At 56.7% G+C, this 20,663-nt stretch carries 22 protein-coding genes and 1 pseudogene; 6 read left to right on the top strand and 17 right to left on the bottom strand.

Going from position 1 to position 20,663, the window contains the following annotated elements; genetic code table 11:
* Positions 1–7 precede the first annotated feature (7 nt).
* The 5 genes and pseudogenes from O9H32_RS17370 to O9H32_RS32915 form a co-directional block, all read right to left on the bottom strand.
* Positions 8–802 carry an SAM-dependent methyltransferase gene (locus O9H32_RS17370; RefSeq protein ID WP_269867384.1) on the bottom strand — a complete coding sequence of 265 codons (795 nt, stop codon included), beginning with the start codon at positions 800–802 and terminating at the stop codon, positions 8–10.
* A 73-nt stretch (positions 803–875) separates the two neighbouring features.
* Positions 876–1,709 (bottom strand): diaminopimelate epimerase, encoded by an 834-nt coding sequence (locus tag O9H32_RS17365; protein WP_269867383.1) that lies wholly within the window; start codon positions 1,707–1,709, stop codon positions 876–878.
* A 211-nt stretch (positions 1,710–1,920) separates the two neighbouring features.
* Entirely contained in the window at positions 1,921–3,162 is a 1,242-nt protein-coding gene (locus tag O9H32_RS17360) for a GTP-binding protein (RefSeq protein WP_269867382.1), read from the bottom strand.
* Between the two features lie 22 nt (positions 3,163–3,184).
* On the bottom strand, positions 3,185–3,334 hold the full coding sequence (gene rpmG, locus O9H32_RS17355; protein WP_269867381.1) for a 50S ribosomal protein L33: 150 nt from the start codon (positions 3,332–3,334) through the stop codon (positions 3,185–3,187).
* A gap of 122 nt (positions 3,335–3,456) precedes the next feature.
* A pseudogene (locus O9H32_RS32915) lies at positions 3,457–3,561 on the bottom strand (dCTP deaminase domain-containing protein); the annotation flags it as partial.
* 244 nt (positions 3,562–3,805) lie between these two features.
* On the opposite strand from O9H32_RS32915, the gene O9H32_RS17350 reads away from it, so the two are divergent.
* From O9H32_RS17350 to O9H32_RS17335, 4 genes are all read left to right on the top strand, one after another.
* A complete protein-coding gene (locus tag O9H32_RS17350; protein ID WP_269867380.1) occupies positions 3,806–4,573 on the top strand; it encodes a metallophosphoesterase in 768 nt (255 codons plus the stop codon).
* A 262-nt stretch (positions 4,574–4,835) separates the two neighbouring features.
* Positions 4,836–6,122, top strand: a complete 1,287-nt coding sequence (locus tag O9H32_RS17345; RefSeq protein ID WP_269867379.1) for a DUF1963 domain-containing protein — start codon at positions 4,836–4,838, stop codon at positions 6,120–6,122.
* Between the two features lie 271 nt (positions 6,123–6,393).
* The gene (locus O9H32_RS17340; protein WP_269867378.1) at positions 6,394–6,714 is read left to right on the top strand and encodes a PadR family transcriptional regulator; all 321 of its coding nucleotides are present in this window, start codon (positions 6,394–6,396) and stop codon (positions 6,712–6,714) included.
* On the top strand, positions 6,711–7,379 hold the full coding sequence (locus O9H32_RS17335) for a DUF1129 family protein (protein WP_269867377.1): 669 nt from the start codon (positions 6,711–6,713) through the stop codon (positions 7,377–7,379). The genes O9H32_RS17340 and O9H32_RS17335 overlap by 4 nt, the downstream gene beginning before the upstream one ends.
* Positions 7,380–7,531: 152 nt before the next feature.
* Here O9H32_RS17335 and O9H32_RS17330 read toward each other — a convergent pair whose 3' ends face one another.
* From O9H32_RS17330 to O9H32_RS17315, 4 genes are all read right to left on the bottom strand, one after another.
* Complete coding sequence (locus O9H32_RS17330; protein WP_269867376.1) at positions 7,532–8,773, bottom strand: NAD(P)/FAD-dependent oxidoreductase; 1,242 nt, start codon at positions 8,771–8,773, stop codon at positions 7,532–7,534.
* Positions 8,774–9,325: 552 nt separating this feature from the next.
* A complete protein-coding gene (locus O9H32_RS17325) occupies positions 9,326–9,460 on the bottom strand; it encodes a hypothetical protein (RefSeq protein WP_269867375.1) in 135 nt (44 codons plus the stop codon).
* Positions 9,461–9,552: 92 nt separating this feature from the next.
* Entirely contained in the window at positions 9,553–10,062 is a 510-nt protein-coding gene (locus tag O9H32_RS17320) for a GNAT family N-acetyltransferase (RefSeq protein WP_269867374.1), read from the bottom strand.
* 31 nt (positions 10,063–10,093) lie between these two features.
* On the bottom strand, positions 10,094–10,423 hold the full coding sequence (locus O9H32_RS17315) for a hypothetical protein (protein ID WP_269867373.1): 330 nt from the start codon (positions 10,421–10,423) through the stop codon (positions 10,094–10,096).
* A gap of 272 nt (positions 10,424–10,695) precedes the next feature.
* On the opposite strand from O9H32_RS17315, the gene O9H32_RS17310 reads away from it, so the two are divergent.
* Positions 10,696–12,003, top strand: coding sequence for an RICIN domain-containing protein (locus O9H32_RS17310; protein ID WP_269867372.1), 1,308 nt, complete (start codon positions 10,696–10,698; stop codon positions 12,001–12,003).
* Positions 12,004–12,568: 565 nt separating this feature from the next.
* Here the strand turns inward: O9H32_RS17310 and O9H32_RS17305 are convergent.
* Together O9H32_RS17305 and thiM are read right to left on the bottom strand one after the other, a co-directional pair.
* Positions 12,569–13,504 carry an alpha/beta hydrolase gene (locus O9H32_RS17305; RefSeq protein WP_269867371.1) on the bottom strand — a complete coding sequence of 312 codons (936 nt, stop codon included), beginning with the start codon at positions 13,502–13,504 and terminating at the stop codon, positions 12,569–12,571.
* 255 nt (positions 13,505–13,759) lie between these two features.
* Positions 13,760–14,578 (bottom strand): hydroxyethylthiazole kinase, encoded by an 819-nt coding sequence (gene thiM, locus O9H32_RS17300; RefSeq protein ID WP_269867370.1) that lies wholly within the window; start codon positions 14,576–14,578, stop codon positions 13,760–13,762.
* Positions 14,579–14,747: 169 nt separating this feature from the next.
* Here thiM and O9H32_RS17295 point away from each other — a divergent pair, with 169 nt between their 5' ends.
* A complete protein-coding gene (locus O9H32_RS17295; protein ID WP_269867369.1) occupies positions 14,748–15,956 on the top strand; it encodes a cytochrome P450 in 1,209 nt (402 codons plus the stop codon).
* A gap of 179 nt (positions 15,957–16,135) precedes the next feature.
* Here the strand turns inward: O9H32_RS17295 and O9H32_RS17290 are convergent, their stop codons facing one another.
* From O9H32_RS17290 to O9H32_RS17265, 6 genes are all read right to left on the bottom strand, one after another.
* Complete coding sequence (locus O9H32_RS17290; RefSeq protein ID WP_269867368.1) at positions 16,136–16,606, bottom strand: MarR family winged helix-turn-helix transcriptional regulator; 471 nt, start codon at positions 16,604–16,606, stop codon at positions 16,136–16,138.
* 122 nt (positions 16,607–16,728) lie between these two features.
* Positions 16,729–16,971: a hypothetical protein gene (locus tag O9H32_RS17285; RefSeq protein ID WP_269867367.1), complete on the bottom strand. Its 243-nt coding sequence runs from the start codon at positions 16,969–16,971 to the stop codon at positions 16,729–16,731.
* A gap of 48 nt (positions 16,972–17,019) precedes the next feature.
* Positions 17,020–17,943 (bottom strand): GNAT family N-acetyltransferase, encoded by a 924-nt coding sequence (locus tag O9H32_RS17280; RefSeq protein WP_269867366.1) that lies wholly within the window; start codon positions 17,941–17,943, stop codon positions 17,020–17,022.
* Positions 17,944–18,197: 254 nt separating this feature from the next.
* The gene (locus O9H32_RS17275; protein ID WP_269867365.1) at positions 18,198–18,626 is read right to left on the bottom strand and encodes an ABA4-like family protein; all 429 of its coding nucleotides are present in this window, start codon (positions 18,624–18,626) and stop codon (positions 18,198–18,200) included.
* Positions 18,627–18,756: 130 nt separating this feature from the next.
* Entirely contained in the window at positions 18,757–19,659 is a 903-nt protein-coding gene (locus tag O9H32_RS17270; protein ID WP_269867364.1) for a hypothetical protein, read from the bottom strand.
* Positions 19,660–19,907: 248 nt separating this feature from the next.
* Positions 19,908–20,426, bottom strand: a complete 519-nt coding sequence (locus O9H32_RS17265; RefSeq protein WP_269867363.1) for a TetR/AcrR family transcriptional regulator — start codon at positions 20,424–20,426, stop codon at positions 19,908–19,910.
* Positions 20,427–20,663: the final 237 nt, after the last annotated feature.

Below are 20,663 nucleotides of genomic sequence, written 5' to 3'. Positions count from 1 at the left end.
CCCCCAACTATACTTTCGCATACAAGGCGATATCAAATACATGCTCAGGACGTATAATGACTTCGGCCAGCCTCCATTTTCGCTCGTCCACATCTTTCATGGGATAGTTGAACAGCGATTTCAGCTGGTCTCCATATCTCATCGCCACAACCGCTTGTTCATTGGTCAGGGAATACAATTGATCCAAGAGATCATACTTGCTCTCAACGGTGGAACTGAAAATGATATGCGTCGCATTTTTGGTATATTCAAGGTTTTCCACAAAGATTTTCGCCAGCATGATCGGCAGACCGCTACCCAGTCGTTCTACAACCCGTCGTCCGAGCTCGACAGCCTCATCGTCAATATCAATACCAACCACTGACGCACCCGTTTGCTTGGCTATGTACAAAGGGGTCATTGGAAAAGCGCCTGAGCCTATCATCAATACTTTGGACTCAGCGGTCAGCCGGAATCCTCCAAACTCTTCTTCGATGCAGGACTCTATATTTTGAAAGTAGTCCGTCATCTCCGTATTCCCGCTCAGCAGCTTCAAAGCACGATATTTTTCCATGATCCCCACACATCTTGCGGAGTGTCTCCGCAAGTCGGCAACAAGCTGATCCATATCACCGGACTCATTTAGAATGATTTGTTCCCAGGCTTCTGTATTGGCTTCATTTGTAATAAATGCGGAGTATTGATCGATCGTCCTCTCAAGCTCCACGCTGTGATGGATTGTACCGTCATATTTTTGGATCAAATGGATAAATCGTTCTGAAAATTCAGACAATAGCAATTCCACATTTTCTTGAGTCTTCATGTTCACCCTCCATTATGCATGAATGATTACACACAAGATAAACGGCCTCGCCGTCCCTGTTGGACGATGTGCATTATATTTCTACATAAGCTTTGCCTTCAGCAACGATTCCGACCACTCCATCAATGGCAAGGCTGGTCATCCCTTCGTTATCGCATTGCGCAGTGACCTGAATTGTGCCACCGGGCTGTCTAATGGGTGCAGTAATAGGGCCGCCATGTTTCCATGCCAAATAGGCTCCTACAGAGGCCGTACCCGATCCGCAGCCTCTTTCCCAAATCATACTGTCAAGAGGCGGGACATAAATCAGTGGAGCCATTTCATTGGTATTCGTGTTGTACAACAGGATTCCGATCAAATTCGCTCCCAGCGTCACTCCCAACAGCCTGGCTAAAGATTGCGCCCTCTCCCGCGCGGTATCAGTAAAAGCTTCCACCTCCATCACTATGTGAATGAAGTCGGTATACCTCACAATGGCAATATCTAATTCCATACCCTCATACATAATGATTCGTTGCTCGATCTTGTTGGGGAAAGGCATCGAGAGGTGACAATGAAACTGCTCTGCGGACTGCTTTACCTGACAAATGACCAAATGATCGGTACCTGAAGCTTCGAGAGTAATCTCTGTCAACCGATTGGGTTGAATTCCTTCCTTTGAAGCGAGATAAGCCGCTAGTGCCATACAAGCATTGCCGCAAAATTCACCCCCAGCCATTTGCAGGTAAGCTGCAGCCTCAAGCTTTTTCGGCTTCCTAATGAAGCCTACTTGTTCCGCATATACACTGTCATAGGCCATAATTTTGGAAGCGATATTTGCATACTCCTCCACCGGCTGGTCTGTCTTCACAAGAATGGTCATATTTTGTGTGGGATTACACTTTATAAAGCTGATTTCCCGGTTCATCACAATTACCCTCTCGTCATAATTTTCCCTAGCACAAGATAAATAGTAATACTTACGATTAAAATTATAGCCATCATTTACGATAGCGTCAATTCATTTTTTCCCAGCCTTTTCCTCTAACTCCACTGAGATAAAACTGCTCAGACCCGCATGTACGGTGGTGTGAGTCTTTTTCGGAAAACGGTGCATATACGTGACAACGCTCGTTTCCTTATCGTATTGGTTCAAGCCCTATCTCAGGTGTGAGTTCACAGGATGACTCCTGCTGCGGCCAAGCCGGCAGCGGATCATGGAACGTACTCCAGTCCGACTCCATTTCCTCCTCCGACAGGAGACACTGATCCAGACTGCGAACCACGTCATCCTGCTGCATATCGATTCCGATGAAAACGAGCTCCGTCATCCGATCGCCCCACAACGGGTGCCAGTTGTCCAATAGCGTTGGCTCTTCGCTAAGCGTCTGCCGTTTTTCCTCCTCAGACAGCGCCGCTACCCAGTAGCCGGACGCACCAAATTGAATGGATGGTCCTGCCTGGCTGATACTCGCTCCAATCTCATTGCGGCTTGCCAGCCAGAGGATGCCTTTGGCACGGACGACCTCGACCGGCCAATCCTCAAGGAAGGCCGCAAGCCGTTCCGGATGGAATGGCCTTTGCCTCCGATAGACGAAGGAACGGATGCCATATTCCTCGGTCTCCGGCGTATGGCTCATCTCGCGCAGCTCCTTCAGCCATCCGGCCGACTGGCTTGCCTCCTCAAAATCAAATAAGCTGGTGTTTAAGATATCTGCCGGAGTCACTTCGCCTCGCGTTGTCCGTATGAGCTTCGCTCGCGGCTGCAGCTTGCGCAGCACCTGTTCCAATTCGTCCAGCTCCTTAGACTTTACAAGATCGCATTTGTTCAACAGCAGCACATCGCAAAACTCGATCTGTTCGATGAGCAGGTCGACAACTTCCCTGGTATCGTCCTCACCAAGTGCCTGCTTGCGCTCGAGCAAGCTTTCCCCGGAAGAGAAGTCGTGCCAGAACCGATAGGCATCCACTACCGTAACCATACAGTCGAGACGGCAGTAAGAGGACAGGTCGATCCCGTTCTCTTCGTCCACATACGTTAAAGTCTGGGCGACAGGCACGGGCTCACTGATCCCCGTCGATTCGATGAGAATATAATCGAACCGTCCTTCCTTTGCGAGCCGTTCCACCTCCCGAAGCAAATCTTCCCGCAGCGTGCAGCAGATGCAGCCGTTCGACATCTCTACAAGCTTCTCTTCCGTGCGGGATAAATCACTGCCTTCCCGTATGAGGTCGGCATCGATGTTAACTTCGCTCATGTCATTGACAATTACAGCAACCTTAAGTCCTTGCCGATTGTTTAATACGTGGTTCAGCACAATTGTCTTGCCGGAGCCTAAATAGCCGCTCAGCACCGTAACTGGTATTTTGTTTGTTTCCATTGCTGCTCATTGGCCCCCTATCTTATCTCGTTTCCCGGTGAAGTGTGGCCCTTTTCAAACGCGGGCAATATTTTTTCAACTCCAATCGGTTTGGATGTGTTTTCTTGTTCTTCGATGTTGTATAATTCCGCTCACCGGTTTCTGTGCAGGCAAGTGTAACAATGACACGCATGGTATACTTATCCTCCCAATCATGTAATAGTAATAATTACTATTAATAAATATAGCAAAGCAGTTCGTCATCGGCAATACCTTATTTCACTTGTACACAGTCAGGATGTTTATCCAGCCAAATTGGAAGCCGGGATCGATCCAGCCCGCGTTTTGAGTAAACAATCCGAGCCTCCCCATTGTAATCCTGCCCTCGACGAATGCAGTCACATGATTCGGTAATGCAATGAACAGGAGCATGGCCCTGATAAGTTATATTCTTTGTTTTACAGTTACCAACAATTTAACGTGTTCATGCTCATCCGAATATTCTCCCGAAGCTTCGCAGGGCGATATTCCCAGGATCCTTTTCGATCCCATAGTTACATTATGGTATAGTAAGTAATGCTAGACTTGGAGAATTCGCTGCACTGCCCCCCCTCTTCCATGATCGCGTAAGGGGGGTTATCCAACTGCGTAAAGGATTGGATCCATGAGCCTTTTTATTCTTTTGATACTCTGTGCCGTCTTCTATCTCCTCTTGATCTTTCCGACGCAATGGCTCAAGGTGGAACGTGTCCGCTGCCCTTGCGGGCTTGGCATCCGAGTTCTTCAGATTAGCGACCTTCATGTGGAGCGACTGCGCATTAGTCCCGCAAGATTGACCCGTCTGATCCGAAAAGAAGCTCCGAATTATATTGTTCTTACGGGAGACTACACCCAAAAACCAAGGCATTTGCGAAAGGTGCAGCGGTATGCCCAAGCGATTGCGAAACCCGGCGTTCCTGTTTTTGCCGTGCTCGGGAATCATGATCATCGTCTGAACCCCGCCGCCTTAAGTCAGCTTATCCGGATTCTCGAGAGCGCAGGGATCAAGGTCCTTACCAATCAGTCCACAGTCATCGATCACTTTCAGATTGTCGGCATCGATGATTTGAGCAGCAAACACAGCAAGGTGGATACGGCCTTTGAAGACGTTGATCCAAGTCGGCCGATCCTCGTCCTGACCCATGACCCCAATCTTGTTCTGCATATTCACCGCAAGTATACTTACTTCATGGCGGGTCATTTCCACGGCATGCAGTTCAACGTGCCGTTGTTGTTCCCCTTCTTAGGCAAAGGCAAACTAGTAACCGAGGGGATTTACAAGGGACTGCACTCCGGATCTCATGGCAAGTTCTACATCTCCAAAGGGATCGGCCAGGCCGGTATCAATGCCCGGTTCCTGATTCGCAGTGAAGTTACGCTGCATGAACTCTGATTGTTGATCTTACTTTGCCTATGGGAGAAGAAGAAGTATGGCCGAGGTTGTTCTATTCCACCATGCGCTGGGACGGACGAAGGGAATTGACGCGTTCGAGTCTGCCGTCGTACGACGCTGCTGGTGCAGCGTGTGCTGGACTTCCTCCGGAAGCTGGATGAGCGTCCAATGGATTCCTAATGCTGCATATGGCTGGGAAGATAGAAATGAGTAACGAGAGTGATCAGCAGCGGAACAACTAACACAAGGTGGTGAGGATACGTTGAGCGATCGTCTGCCCTGCCGGACTCCCGGCTGCGCGGCAGCCATACTTCCCGCAACGGCATTAAAGACTGGCGGGATTTGCATGCCATGTCATCAGAAGATTGTAGCGTTGGAGAAAAAAGCTTACCTTTTACAAAATCGGAAAGATGTTGATCGGTATGCAGGCGTAACGGATCCCGTCGAGATTCTTACAATCATGCATGCCCCGCGGACGTACAACCCACTTGAAAATGAGCTGCCCTACCACAAAAGCGCCCGGGAGCTGTATCGTCAACTGACCGATTCCGAAAAAGAGAGATTGGAAACTTATGCCATCGCCTTAATGGATGAAGGGGACGTCGATGAAGCCGCAGCGGTTCTGTTGTCACTGGTATGCTATACAAACGCTCGTATTGAGCGAGGGATTGATGCCTATTATCACAGCGGAGAGTATGATCCTGGCATCCTTTACAAGGAAGCAGGACCGACGATTCGTGATGGGCTCATTTCTCTCGTGGATCGGGATTCGACTAACCGCAATGAGCTGCTGGTTGCATTGGCCTGGATTGGTGACGAAGAAGTCAGTCAGCTTTTTGCAGAATGGAGACGAAACCCGCCCCAATGGGCATCTCAGTTATATATACCGCCAGAGAACTATGCACATACAGCCGGATGGGAATTGGATTGCGGCGGCCGCAAGCGGCTTCTGTTTCACCCCCAAAGATATCATTTCAAAGTGTGCGGGGATGGGCACGGGGAAGAGGAGCCGGCTCGGTCTGCAGTAGCCGCTCTTCAAAAGAGTGACCAGGTATGTCCTTGGTGTGATGCGAAGCTGACAGTGCTGCTTGATTGCCATTTGGAGGATCCATTGCTGCGGTTTATGGATCTTCCCGGACAGCGGCTAAGGATCGCGACCTGCATGTACTGCAGCTGCTATGGCACCATATGTATGAAAGTGGACCTGGATGGCGCTTATTCGTGGAGTGAATATAATCACATCCCTGATTGCTTGCCTTCGGAAAGCGATCCGGTTGAAGAGCAGACATGGCGTACCCTGGTACTCATGGAAGGATTAATGCCAACCTACGATGGGGCTGATTGCTCGCTTGAGGCAACCACTTCTCATATTGGCGGTCATCCGGCCTGGATTCAGGATGCGGAATATCCTGCTTGCTGCTCCTGTTCAGATACGATGAGATTTATCGGGCAAGTGGATATGGAACAAGCTGATGACAGTGAGGGGATTTACTACGCATTTCTGTGCAGAGATTGCTTGATTACTGCAGTTCATTATCAGCAGACATGACAATTATTGAACTACTCGTTCGAGCAGAGAGTAACGGGAAACATGTGCTGCAAGCAGCCGGCCACGGGACCGGCTGTTTTTTTTGCATTGACGAGCAGTTAGTGCTTTGGGCGCAGGAAAGGAAATGACCTATTGAAATTGTAAAATTCTTGCTGTAAACTATATTGCATAGCCATATAGTAGGAGGATGTATATTTTGGGCCCGCTACCTTGCAAAACAATGTAGTTTTATCTAAATGTCGAGGTGACTGTCATTTCCACGTATAGTCAAATGTTAAAGGGGATACTCGAAGGCTGCCTGCTGTCCATCATCGATTCTCGGGAGGTATATGGCTATGAGTTATACTCCATTCTTGCGGAGAGCGGATTTGAGTTCGTAAGCGAGGGGAGTATTTATCCGCTTCTCCTTCGCATGCAGAAGGAGCAATGGATTACCGGTTATATGAAGGCAGCCGACAAGTCGGGCGGACCGCCCCGCAAGTACTATCGCTTAACCCCCGAGGGGGAGCTGGTCCTGCAGCAGTTTCAGGAGCATTGGAAGCATTTGAAGATCAGTGTCGATCATGTGCTGTCGAAGGGGGACGGGCGATGAATCACAAGCAAACGATTGAGGATATCAATAAGCTGCGCGGGCAGCTGCATCCGGATAATGAGCGTTATTTGGGAGATATGATCTTATACCTGCGGAGCAGCCGGATCAGCCAGCGTAAAGGAGATGAGCTGCTGCTTGAGATGGCTGTCCATCTGGTGGAGGCGCAGGAGGAGGGCCGCTGTGCCCAGGATGTCTTCGGCGACGATCCGGAAGCCTACTGTAACGAGCTGATTAAGGAAATACCGCGTCCCGCATGGAAAGAGCACGTGCATTGGCAGGGACTTATCTTCTGGAATCTGCTGACTTGGATGTTAGCAGGCCATGCGCTGAGCGGTATCGTGCTGCTCGCAACAGAATCGGGAACGAATGCACAGGGGTTCGACCTATCGCTTGTCCTGATCAACATTCCGATAGCCAACATACTTGTAGCCGCACTGTTCCTTACCTTCAAGAAGTCGGTATTCAAAAAAGATGACCGGAAGTATTGGATCGGAATGTGGCTCATCTTATGTGTCTTCACCTCCCTTGCGGTCATGGCCGGGATGCTGCTGAAGGATCAGCTGCCCTCGCTGTATATGTCCCCATGGGTCAGCCTGCTTGCTGCAGCCATCGGGTTTATTGGGCAGAAGTTTCTCTTCTTCCCCAAGGCGAAGAGCGCGTTATGATGATCAGGAACATGAGTGCAGCAGGCCTATATCGGAACTTGCCGGGGAGTCGCGGAACACTAGTGCGATGAAACAGCGGCAGGGAATGGACTTTCTTCACACGTCCATTCCCTGCCGCTGCTTGTTATTGGAGCCTATTTATCATTGTGGACCTACCCGCCCTGCGGCTGGAGCAGCTCTCCGACGATCCGTTCGAGATCGTGCGGCTCATTGGCATAGTTGTAGATCCCAAGGAACGCCCGGGTCGCCGCCGGATGAGAGCCGATCAGATGAAAGACCGCCGTCTGTTCGGCCGTGAACGGCACGTTCTTCGTGTAGAGGCAGGCCATACCGAAGCGGGTCATCGTCTTGGCCTCCATCCTCTCGGAATACGCTTCCCCCATCGCCCCCCATGCGGCGCCCCAGTCCGACTGCGACGCCAGCACGTCTGCAAGCACCCGGCTGCCGTACAGCGCATCGTGCATGCCTTGGCCCACGGCCGGGTCCTTGAAGGACAGCGCATCGCCGATCAGCGCCCAGCCGGGGCCCATGGCCTCGAACCAGTCGTTGTCGTATCCGGGCAGTCCGCGGACCGGGCCGCTCAGCCGGGACTCCGCGAGCCGCTGCGGGAAGCTCAGGTGCGCGAACGCCTCCGCTGCCAGCCCGCGGAAGGCCGTCTCGGCATGAGCGGCGAACCTTCCGTTCCACTCTCCGTCTTCAAGCGGATACATCAGCCCTACGACGGCGAGGCCGTCGCTCGTCGGGAAGATGATCGCCAGTTTGTCGCCCCGCTTGTAGAACTCGACGCAGGTCTCGCCTTCCTGCCGGTAGCCTTCGAAATACGCGACATAAGAGGCATAATCCGTAGGCACAGCGTGTATACGCCTGCTGTTCACCAGCGTCCGGACCTTCGAATGCCTCCCGTCCGCCCCAACTACGAGGCGCGCCCGGAACGTCTGCACGCGGCCGTCCTTATGACTGCCGGTTACGCCGCAGACGGTCCCGTTCTCCGTCACGGTGTCCGTCACGCGGAAGCCCTGCAGGGCAGTCACGCCCTCCATGCCTGCCGCCAGCTCGAACAGCGCCAGATCCAGGTGGGTGCGGCGGACACACAGGCAGCCCTGCTCCCCGTCGACCTCCGGGTAATCTCCGTCGATCACCGCATCCTCGAACTGGACCCGGGCCCTCCGGTACAGAGGGGCACCGCTGGCCAGCAGCCGGTCCAGCACCCCCATCTCCCTCAGCATCGCCACCGAGTTATTGAAGAAATTATGCGTCGAGAGCGTATCGCTGGGCAGGCTCCCTTTCTCCAGAAGCAGCACCTGCATCCCCTTCTTCGACAGCTCATATGCGAGGGAGGAACCGGCTACGCGCGCTCCCACAATGATGACATCATACGTCTTGACCTTCTCCATGCTGTCCCCTCCGATTCCTGTTCTCTACTGCTTTCATCGTACCTCTCCGCTCCGTCATGTGACCAGTTACCCCAGTCATGCGGGCTGTCATGCGGGAGATCCGCCGGGATGTTGCGGGATGGGAAGCCGGGCTTGGTACCGGCAACCGGGGTGTCCGGCTGAGCATGGAGAAGCAGAGTGAATTTCCGGGCACGCCGCAGCAGCAAGAAAAGCCGTCCGTATGCCGGCGGTCCTTTCGCGTGCTTGTCCAAACGTTTGTGCGTGGGGGGATGGGTATGGGGTTCCAGCCGCTGTTAAAATCCTGTGGACTTGAATTTATGTTCTAGCGGTAGTCACATGACTTTAAAGGCGGTCGCTACGCTCTTCCACCCCATGCCCATTCCCTCTGTCTACTCTCTGCTTGGCTCCTACCTGACCAAGAGAAAAACAAGGCGGAAAACAAGCTCCACCCCAAAATTTCACAAATTCTGTAACAGCAAAAAACCGCGCTGGGCGCGGCTTCCGGCAAAGCTTATTGGCGTATCAGGTAGAGCGGGATCCCTCTGGCGGGCCCTAGGCTTTCCCCTTCGTCGAAGGAGCGGCGAACGCTTTGAACTGATTCATGAGCTTGTCGCGGGACTCCTTATTCTTCAGAAGATAAGCGGCTCCGAGAGCAACGGTTGCCAGCAGTGTTTTTTTGGTTACCATGTTGTTCCCTCCTCAGGTTGGGTAGTGTGATGGATGCCTTCCCTTAGAACTTACCCGCTCCTGCAGGAGTTAAACATCCGTGCCACTTTCTTCTAGATCCCCTTGTAGTAGAACACGGTCGCATCCCGGCGGCCGCCGGCCGAAATGGCGTATTCCGGGATCCGGCCGGCCTCGGTCCAGCCGAGCGAGAGATACAGCAGGTTCGAGGGATCGCCCTCCCGTGTGTCGAGGACCAGCAGCTCCCGTCCAAGCTCCGCCGCTTCGCGCTCCGCTTCTAACATGAGCAGGCGTGCCGCCCCTTGGCGGCGGCTGTGCGGATGCACCATCAGCTTCGCAATCTCGGCCCGGTGGGCGCCGTTGGCCTTCCCGGCCAACTGCAGCTGCACCGTCCCGGCGATGCGCCCGCCGATCCGGGCGACCCAGAGATGGACGCCCGGCTCCAGGACGCCATCCCAATAACGGCCTGCGTCCTCGCGCTGCACAGGCGGCAGGAAGCCTACGGAGGCGCCGTCGTCCACCACGGCGATGAGCAGTTCGGCCAGCTCCTCCCTCATCACCGGATCGAGCGTAGTGATATATTCGATTGCAACTTGCGCAGGCATAGGAGGTCCTCCGGCGGAATAATGTGATTCGCTATCTTACCCAATTCGCTATAAGAACGACCAGGACAATGAACAAGGAGACGACAATGAACGATTTGACCATGCCTGCGGCGAACGCATACATCTCCCCTCGGTCGAGGCGCCAAAGATCTAATAACCACAGCGCGATCAGCGTGCCGAACATGACCTTGACGGCGAACCGGACCACTTGGATAAGGTACTCCGCTACAGGTATCATAGTCGTCGTGCTGATGCTGCCGTTCGCAGCGGTTATGGTTTTGCTGTCGGGAATGAACAATATCGCCAGACAAGCCCCGAGCAGGAAGCTGTACACCGCCCCTTTAACCAGCCGTTTCTCCACCGTTTCTCCACCTCGGCTTTCCGTATCGGTATGGATAGGCCAGGCGTTCAGCCCCTTCTAGAATATTCCATATTCCAAAGTAAAATCAACCCCAGCCGCTCAGCTGCCGTCCCACCGCACCTGAAATCCCGCGACCGCACCTTAACTCTGGAACCTGTCGGCGCGGGCCCGCAGCTACTTATAATATTAGAAAGGAGGTGACGCGCAGCCTGATATGTAACCGCTTTAATTCTTGGATAACCGACTTTCCCATTCCAAAGGAGGAACCCTTGATGTCCCGTATCTTCAAAACCATAACCATGGCCGCCTTACTCGCCGCCGGCCTGTCCGCTCCCGCCCCCGCTCCGGTGAGTGCCGCACCGACCGATGCCTGGAACATGGTATGGAACGACGAATTCAGCGGCGCGAACGGGTCCGGCCCCGACGGGGCCAAATGGTCTTACGATATCGGCACCGGCCACAACGGGGGCTGGGGCAACAACGAACGAGAGTATTACACCGATTCCCGCAAAAACTCCTACATCCAGGACGGCCGGCTGGTCATCAAGGCGATCCAGGAATCGTTCGGCGGCCGCAATTATACGTCCGCCCGCCTCGTAACGAAGAACAAAGGAGACTGGACCTACGGCCGGATGGTGATTCGGGCCAAGCTGCCGGCGGGAGACCCTGCGCAGCTGCAGGGCATCTGGCCGGCGATCTGGATGCTGCCTACCGACAATGTGTACGGCACCTGGCCCGTCAGCGGGGAGATCGACATCATGGAGATGGTCGGCAAGGAATCCGCATCCGCCTCGTCGCAGAAAGTGTGGGGCACGCTGCATTTTGGCAACCCTTGGAAGTATATCAATAACTCCTACACCATCACCAACAACAGCGCCAACCAGGGCTTCCATGAGTATGCGGTGGAATGGGACCCCGACCAGATCCGCTGGTACGTCGATAACCAGCTGTACCAGACCCGCTCCGCTTCCGAGTGGTACTCCTCTGCCGGAGGTTCGCCCGCGCCGTTCAACCAGCGCTTCCATCTGCTGCTGAATCTCGCCGTAGGCGGCGACTGGCCGGGCGATCCGTCCGCCTCTACCGTGCTGCCCCAGACGATGGAGGTCGATTACGTCCGGGTGTATCAGCGTCCGGCTTCCTCCTCCGGCGTAGTCTCCGGGGCCACGTACAAGCTCATCAACGTCAACAGCGGCAAAGCGCTCGATGTGTATTCGGCCGGTACGGCGAACGGCGCGAATGTAGACGTATGGAGCGACAACGGCACAGGGGCCCAGCGGTGGCAGACCCTCAGCAACGGCGACGGCACCTTCCGCCTCATCAATGCGAACAGCGGCAAGGCGCTCGATGTAGCCGGCGCGGGGACCGCCGACGGCACGAACGTGGCGATCTGGGAAGCGAACGGGTCGGCTGCACAGAAGTGGCAGTTCGTCTCGAATCCGGACGGCACCTACAAGCTCGTCAACCCGAACAGCGGCAAAGTGCTCGATGTGGCAGGCGCAGGCACCGGGGACGGCACGAACGTACAGATCGCCTGGGATAACGGCTCCGCCGCCCAGAAGTGGCGGCTCGTACGACTCTAAGCGGGAGACCGAATCCGGCCCGGACCATGTTCCCATCCTGCACGGCACGTTCCTGTACCACCTGCTGGCTGCTATCGCCCTGCATGCCAAGGTCTTCGCTTTCCTGTACGAACGCGGCTGCTACCCGGCTTATAACCTGGACCAGCATCTGGCGGGCGATGTCCAAATGGCCGCCAAAGCGTTGAAGCGGTAAGGCTCTGCGAGCTTCAAGGCAGCGGGAACCCCAACACATAAGCATGCAGCCGTAAGAAGCCGTCCGGAGCCGCCCGACGGCTTCTTACCCCATGAGGCGCTGTCGAATGTGCGGCTCACCCAGCTCGCATTGCCCGGCCGCACGCCGGCGGCCAAGATTAAGGAAGCGGCCCTTGCAGTCGCGTATATACGCTTCGCTGTGCTTCCTTTGGCCCCGCTTCAGGCTCGCGTCTCCGCGGTGCGCCGGTTCCTCCCGGCAGGGGAACCGGCCGAATATACCCGGCTTCCGCCCAGTTGTGCCTTGCGCCTGTTGGACAAGCCAAACAAGCCGGTTCTCTAGGAGAACCGGCTTGCCTGCCAGGCCATATGGCTGTCAATTCACCTGCAGCTCCGTCAGGAATGCCGCCGCTGGGCGGTAAATCTCCTTGAGCTGCTCTTCGTCCAGCAGGTTGAAGAAGCCGTGGATCATCCCGTCGCAGCGAACCGTCTCCGCAGGCACGCCGGCTTCGCGGAGACGCGCGGCATACTGTTCTCCCTCGTCACGGAGCGGATCGTACTCGGCTGTGATCACCATCGCCGGCGGCAGTCCGCTCAAGTCACCCGCGCCCATCAGCGAGGCGTGCGGATGTGCTGCGTCCCCTGCGGCGGGAAGGTAGGACTGCCGGAACATCTCCATGATTCCGGAGGTCAGCATCTTGCCTTCCCCGTTCTCGGCCCGGGATGGATAAACGGCAGCCTCCGAGCTGCGGAAATCCGTCACCGGATAGAGCAGGAGCTGCTTTGCCAAGGGCGGTCTCCCCCGCTCTTTGCGCATGAGGCAGACGGCGGCGGCCAGATTGCCTCCCGCGCTGTCTCCGCCGATGGCGATCCGGCCGGACATGCCGTCCAGCTCCCCGGCGTGAGCGTACACCCACTCCGCTGCCGCATAGCAATCCTCCGTCGCTGCCGGGAACGGATGCTCCGGCGCCAGCCGGTACTCCACGGAGATGACTTTGCTGCCGGAGGCATGGGCCAGGCTGCGGCAGACGCTGTCATGACTCTCGATGCTGCCGAGCACGAATCCGCCTCCGTGGATGAATAGGAACAACGGAAAAGGCCCCTTGCCTTCCGGCGTATAGATCCGTACGGGAAGCTCTCCTCCGGGGCCCGGGATACGCCTGTCCTCCGTGGCGGCGACTTCCCTCCGCCTTCCCGAATGCAGATCCTGCCAGTCAGCCCCGGCCCGCATCTGTGCCAGCGTAGGAGGCGCTCCGTCCCCTGCTGCCGGCATGGCCGCCAGAATCCGCTCTAAAGCTGGGTGAATCGGCATTTGCTCCATCTCCTTTATACATAGAATGAAAGCGGAAAAATGCACCCTGTCCTATTACCCTTCCCGCGGAATGATTATTCACTCCAGACCTTGCAGGAAAGAACCGATTGCCCAGCTCATCCATTTCCGGTCCTCCATCCCGCACTACCTTCCCCGACTTCCATTACCGGAATTCCATTACCAGACTCCCATTACCAGACTACCATTACCAGACTTCCTTTTTCGGACTTCCCGCACCGCTTCATACGCGGTCCGTCACAGCAGGGTCACACGGGATTCTCCCCCTTCAGGCTGCAGATCCCCGGCGCCGGTCAGATGCAGCTGATCGAGCAGCTCAGTCTGGAACGTGCCGGGACGGCTGCTGCCTGACCGCGCCAGAGCTCTCTCGGCGGCCGCCGAATAGAACGCCAGCGCCGCTGCCGCCGCCAGAACGCTGTCCTCCTCGACGGCTGCGAAGGCACCGATGACCGACGTCAGCAGGCAGCCGGTCCCCGTCACCTTGGTGAGCAGCGGGGTGCCTCCGCTGATGCGGCAGGTGCGTTCGCCGTCGCTGACCCAGTCCTCCGGGCCCGTCACTACGGCAGTGCAGCCAAGAGAGCGGGCCGCCTGCCGTGCAAGCGAGGCCAGCTCCTCCCCGCTGCCGCCTGCCGAATCGACCCCCCGAATGCCCCAGGGGATGCCGAGCACGCTCGCGACTTCTCCCGCGTTGCCGCGCAGGATCGTGACGCCCGGATCCTGCACGAGACTTCGGGCGGTCTCTGTCCGGTAGGGGGTCGCTCCCGCACCGACCGGATCGAAGACGACCGGGACGCCATGCGCCCGGGCGGAACGGCCGGCCAGCCGCATCGACCGGACAACCGTCTCGTCGAGCGTGCCCATGTTGAGGACGAGCGCGCCGGCGATCTTCGCCATATCCTCCACTTCCTCCGCCGCATAAGCCATCACCGGCGAAGCGCCCAGCGCCAGCAGCCCGTTCGCGGTGAAGTTCGTCACCACCACGTTCGTGATATTGTGAACAAGAGGATTCCGGGCCCTGACGGCCTCAAGCACGCGTCCGATCATTTCCATATTCATTCTTTGGCAGCTCCATTCTATGGTTTGTTCGTTCCCTCGTCTGTTGTCCCCCTGATGATACGCCACTTCTCCACACAGGGTCAAGGCAGTGCATTTGCCCGCCGGCAGTCAAGGTTGTATAATGCAACTGTATGCATTTATTCCCATATGATCCAGAGGAGGAATTGTAATGAACACCGGCTCCCAAGCAAAATATGCGAACATCATTCCCATGAAAGAACTCGATACCGTACACAAGCAGCTGAATCCGTTTGAATTCTACCGCGATGCCCGGGCGAACACGCCCGTACGGTACAACGAGCACCGCGGCGCATGGGATCTGTTCCTCTACTCCGATGTGCACCGCGTGCTGAAGGATCCGGCCGCTTTCTCGTCCCGCCGAGGAATGAATATGCGGACGGAAAGCCTGCTGGTCATGGACCCCCCGAGACATACCCAGATGCGGGATCTCGTTAACAAAGCCTTCACGCCCAAGGCGATCAATGCCCTCGAAGAGCATATCCGCAGTGTGACGGCGGACCTGCTCGATGAGGCCGCTTCACGCGGCACGCTCGAGACGGTGCACGATCTGGCAGGCCCGCTGCCGGTCATCATCATCGCCGAGCTGCTCGGGGTTCCCACCCGCGACCGGAAGCTGTTCAAGGAATGGTCGGACGTTCTGGTGAAGGGCGTGGACGAGAATACCGAGGAAGCGTTCGCCCGGATGGCGAAAGAGCGGGGCCAAGCGGCCGGCGAGCTCAGCGCCTATTTCTCCAAGATCCTGGAAGAGCGGCGCGCCGAGCCGCGGGAAGATCTCCTCTCCGCCCTGCTTGCAGCCGAGATCGAAGGGAAGCAGCTGACCGAGGAGGAAGTGATTTCCTTCGCGGTGCTGCTCCTCGTCGCCGGCAATGAAACGACGACGAATCTCATTACCAACGGTGTACGGCGTCTGACGGAAGAGCCTGGGCTGCAGACCCTGCTGCGGGAGCAGCCTGATCGCGTTCCCGCGTTCGTCGAGGAGATTCTCCGCTACTATCCGCCGATTCTCGCCGTCGGGCGTGTGGCCTCGCAGGATGTGGAGATTGGCGGACAGACGATCCGTGCCGGCGACCAGGTCGTCTCCTGGGTCGCTTCGGCGAACCGGGATGAGAACAAGTTCGAGGACGGCGAAGCGTTCCGGCCGGACCGGCGCCCGAACCCCCACCTCTCGTTCGGCTTCGGCCCGCACTTCTGCCTCGGCGCCCCGCTGGCCCGTCTGGAGGCGAAGGTCGCGTTCGAAGAGCTCGTCCGCCGGTTCGGCGATCTGCAGTTGACGCCGGGAGCCGAACTCGTGCCGATTCCGAGCCCCTTCGTGTTCGGCGTCAAAGCGTATCCAGTCACCTTCCGGGTGCAGAAGTAGACGCCGCCGCCCTTGGCTGGCGGGTGCCTTACCGCCCTCTTACTCCTAGGCATCGATCATTCCATAGCGAAGAAGCCGGCCCCTTGGGGAACCGGCTTCTTCGCTATGCTGCGATGCTGCAGCGTGTGTTCCTATCTCTTGCTGCTAGTGAGTGGGGATGCAAGGCATCCCTTCGCTTCCTACGTTTCCTCCGCAGCCCGATACCCTGCGATATACTTACCGGTCGTGCGGTTGAACTTGGCTATGAGCTCGCCAAGCGCCCTTGCTTCTTCCTCGGGCCATTCCTTGAGCAGCCCGGCGTAGAATGCGGCCCGGGTCCGGCCCATCCCGCCCAGCTGCACGCGTCCTTCCTCTGTGATCCGCAGCAGCTTGTACCGCGCGTCTCTCGGGTCGGTGATACGCTCGACATACCCCTTCTCTTCCAGCGCCGCCGTCTGCCGGCTCGCCGTCGATATGTCCAGCAAGAGCGCCTCCGCCAAGGCCTTGATGCCGAGCGGCCCCCTGCCGCTGAGCTCCTGAAGCAGCAGGTAGGTAGAGCGGTCCATCTGGTGGTCCTTCAGCAGCGCGATTCTGGCGGCCTCCGCCCGGCGGACGAACACCGCAATCTCGCGCTCAAGCAGACAGAAGACATGATCGTTCGGTGGATGCATGATGTGCCTGGTCTCCATTCCTGTTGCCGTTCTTTATACCCCTAAGCTTAGCGGGAGACGGCGCACGATGCAAGAGGCTGCTTCTGCGGCAGCGCGGCAGGCTCTGTCAGACGAAGCTGCGCTTAATCGACGAACTCCATGGGTTCCATCCGCAGCCAGACCCAGGCCAGCAGCAGATAAGGGATGATGAACAGAAGGAAGGCGGCCACGATCAGAAGCTTCCCGAATTTGCGGCGACTCCTGATTCGCTTGATGCCTGCTGCCAAACACCCTAGAGGGAGGAGCATCCAGCCCCCCGGACAATACAGGACGAGGAACAAGGCCGCAATACCGGCCAGCCATAGACGTACGCGTGTTGGTTTCATGCCTATTAGACGATGCAGGCCTGCCTGGTGTTCCCTTAGAGGACCATTCTACTCCTGGCAGGGTCTGCAGGCCATATGCACCTGCTGCATCTTCCGCTGCAGTCCGAGTGAATCCAGCGCTTTCATCAGATGAGGCTGCGTATCCGGCACGGCGTTCGCGGTCACTCTGCGGGCCCCGCCGACAGACAGCACACTGCGGAGCAGTACCTGCAGAATCTCCTGGGTATCCTGGCGTCCTCCGTCCGTGCAGCACTGCAGAATCGAAGTCGCTGCCAGTTTGCCTTCTTCGTTGTACGCGTTCCTGTACAAGAGATAGCCGGCCGTCCTTCCCGTCCCCGGATCCTCTGCGATCACCGCCTGCCCTTCCTTCGCGCTGCCCCACTGCATCTGCCAAGGTACCGGGTCCGGATGGAAGGCCATCTCGGCAGCCTCCCGCGGGCTTGCCGGCCGCAGCACATAGGCACCGGCACGATTCGCCGAAGCCTCACGCGGGCGCTTCTCCGTTGAACGGCCGCCGTCCTCCGCGACCTCGCCCCCGTACACATGGAGCGTCTCCACAGTACGGTAGCCGAACTGCTTGTAGAGGGCGATCGCGCGTTCATTCTGTGAGACCGCTTCCAACTGGGCTGAATCTACTCTCAGCGCCCTGTATTCTTCCAGCGTCCGTGTCATGAGTTCCCGGCCGACGCCCAGCCGCCGGAAGCCTGGGGCTACCGCCGTCCCGCCGTTCCAGACCACCTTCCGTCCACGAATGCTTCGGATCCCGTTCAGCAGCAGGCCTACGGGCACCCCGCCTACATAAGCCAGGAACGAATGGTCAGGATGAATATCTTCGATACCGTACTTCACACGAGTGAACAGGCTTGCCGTCATGGGAATATCGATATAATAGTCGCTGAACCCCTGGTTCCATGCCTGAACGGCATCGTTCAGCGTACAATCCGCCAGTCTTCTGATTTCCACAGTACTCATGTGTATCCTCCCCAATGATCGTTTACGCTTCCCTCTACATATAACTTCGAGCCCCTCTCCCCGAATTCCTTCCAGGATCTTCAAGAACGGCTGCTTGCCGGTTACTTTATCTAAGAAGACAGGATCGAGCCCTGGCGGGATATAAGTCTTATCTATTCAAAAGCGCCATAGACGCTGGGGGAGCGACTATGGCGCTTTTGAATTTTTATGGGGGACAAGCAGGTCTGGTCGTCCTTACGCTCCCCCCAATACGGTTAAGCAGTCCGCCTCCGCAGCGCCCGCAGCCCCGTATACAGGAGCCAGCCGAACGGGCCGAACATCAGCGTGAGGAACAGAAGAATGGACTGGACGGGCAGCGGGACGACGCGATGCTCCATGTTCTCCCGGTAGATCCGGTGTCCGATGGCCTGGTCGAAGCAGAGAATATGTATCCATACGATAAGGGCAAATTCCGGAGCGGCCAAAAGACGGATGACGCCTTCCTCCGACCCGAAGTCCCGGACGAATCCCAAGCCTCCTTGTACGACAGCAGTACCGACACCGACCGTATACAGCAGGGCGAGCAGGACCGGGAACACCTGACGGTCCGCCAAATACTTCGTAACGCGCCAGCCCGGCAGGAAGATCATGAGCAGCCAAAAGGGGGTTGCGAACCCCGCTGCGGCAAACAACCAAGAATACATGTGCGCACCTCTTCTAGTCTTACTAAAGGATTGGAATGATGCCACCGTCAGATCATCCATGCGGAACCATCGCCGAAATCTGCAGCCGGTTTATTCATATGAAGCTTGTGCAATACTCGCGGATTCCACGTCATGCCCTTCCTTCCGCCGGAGCCGCACCTCCCTCCCTCTCCCGCCGGACCGGCCGGCTGCGCCAGAGCAGGAAAGCCGTTACGGCTGCAGCTGCCCATACCAGAAGCAGCAATGCGGCGAGCAGCGGAAGCGGGCTCGGTTCGAACACCGTGAATCCCAGGAACGTTTGAATGCCCACCAGCACAACCCCCAGGTTCCATGCAATCCCCCCGGTATGAAGCAGCCTGCGTGCGCGGCGGGACTGCGCCCCGTCGAATTCGAGCAGCCAGCCGAGAAGCGGCACCGTCTGCAGTGCGTGAAATCCGAGTCCGTGCAGCACCATGAAGTTGCCGGATGAGCCCGTAAAACGGCTTTGCAGAGCAATCATAGCTATGCCTGCCACAAATGCCAGCATGGTGGATACGAAAGCATACCGGATGCCGATGACCAGCAGGGTACGGTCCCCTGCAGGCCGGCGGCGGAAGAAAGGGACCGCCACCAGGATCGTGGCCAGAATCAGCAGCATAGAGTCAATCCCGAACAGCAGCCCGAAGATCGAGTCCACAGTCGAGCCCGCCTGCGAGAAGCGCGGGTTGATGCCCCGGAGATGCTGGATCGTCTCAATCAGGTAAGCATACAGCGCCCCGGAGAGAAACAGTACGCGGAACCTCCGCTTCCCTGCTTCCCTCATCCCGCTCAGAGGCAGGACCGCACCTATGGACAGCACGAAGATCCCAAGAGCGGCATTGAACGAAAAGGCACTTTCCAGGTCTCCCTCCGGCAGTACAACCGCCCCTTTCCACAAGATCAGGACCCGGAGCAGCACGGCTAGGGCCAGACCCAATAACCCCACAAGTATAAACTTCCGTTCTCCTTTGAACAATGTCTGCTCCTCCAGCTGCAGCGATGCTTGTTTGGCCATTTTTTCCTGCATAACACCCATCCATCCCTTCCACTTTATTATTTATTGATAAATAAATGAATCTCTTTAGAAAAAGGCAGCGTCTGCTGCCCTGTCCGTAACCCTTGGTTAGCGCAATGAGTGGTGGAAGATGAAGCAGGAATGTATGCTGGCCGAACAATAGGGCCTCACGGAATCACCCGGGCTCCTTACCTTGAATCTCAACCCAAGCCATCGCTCCATGTCAGCACGCACCGTACCGGCACGCACTACACCTCTAAATCTAAACACGCGATCCGCGGCAGGCCCAGCACCTCGGAAGCGGTAATGAGCAGGCCCATGCCCATGAACTTCGAGGCAGCTTCGGCCGCACTGCAAGGCGGAAGTCCCGATTCTACATACTTCGCCGAGATGGTATCATAGATGAGCTCATATCTCCCGCGGACATGCTCCCGGATCTGCGGCTCGGCGATTACATACGCCTGCATGACCATCAGCGTCTCGTCCCGGTGCGCTTCCAGAATTTCCATGAACGCCCCGCCCATCGTATCGGTCAGCTGGTCTGCCGGCGCCTCGGCCTGATTGAAGGCATCGCGCATCCGGTTCATTGCACGGTCGATCACGGCCAAGAAGAGTTCTTCCTTGTTCTTGAAAAAGTGAAACACATACGGCTGGGTAACCCCCGCCGCTTTGGCCACGAGTGCGGTAGTCGCCTTGTAATAACCGCGCTCCGCGAAGATGCCCACGGCTCCATCGATGATTTGTTCTTTTTTGCTCTCGCGGACCAACAGCTTTGCACCCCATTTGATTTATTGATAAATAAATATTAATCGAAGAGCGGATGGTCTGTCAATTGTTTCCTGTTCTTACGGACTGCAATATTTTTCAAGCTGTTCAACGGGGCACTCTTGGGGAAGCATGCACTTGAATGGACAAAAAGCTCCCCGCCGCCCATCAAAATCAAGCTGCGAAAGGGAGCCTCCCTCATTCCATTCCTGCGCTTGCCTGCGTCTCGGGGCTCCGAG

This window comes from Paenibacillus caseinilyticus (assembly GCF_027533645.1).
Classification (GTDB): domain Bacteria; phylum Bacillota; class Bacilli; order Paenibacillales; family NBRC-103111; genus Paenibacillus_G; species Paenibacillus_G caseinilyticus.
The sequence above is the reverse complement of the archived record's forward strand: the minus strand, read 5'-3'. Positions and strand labels throughout refer to the sequence as shown.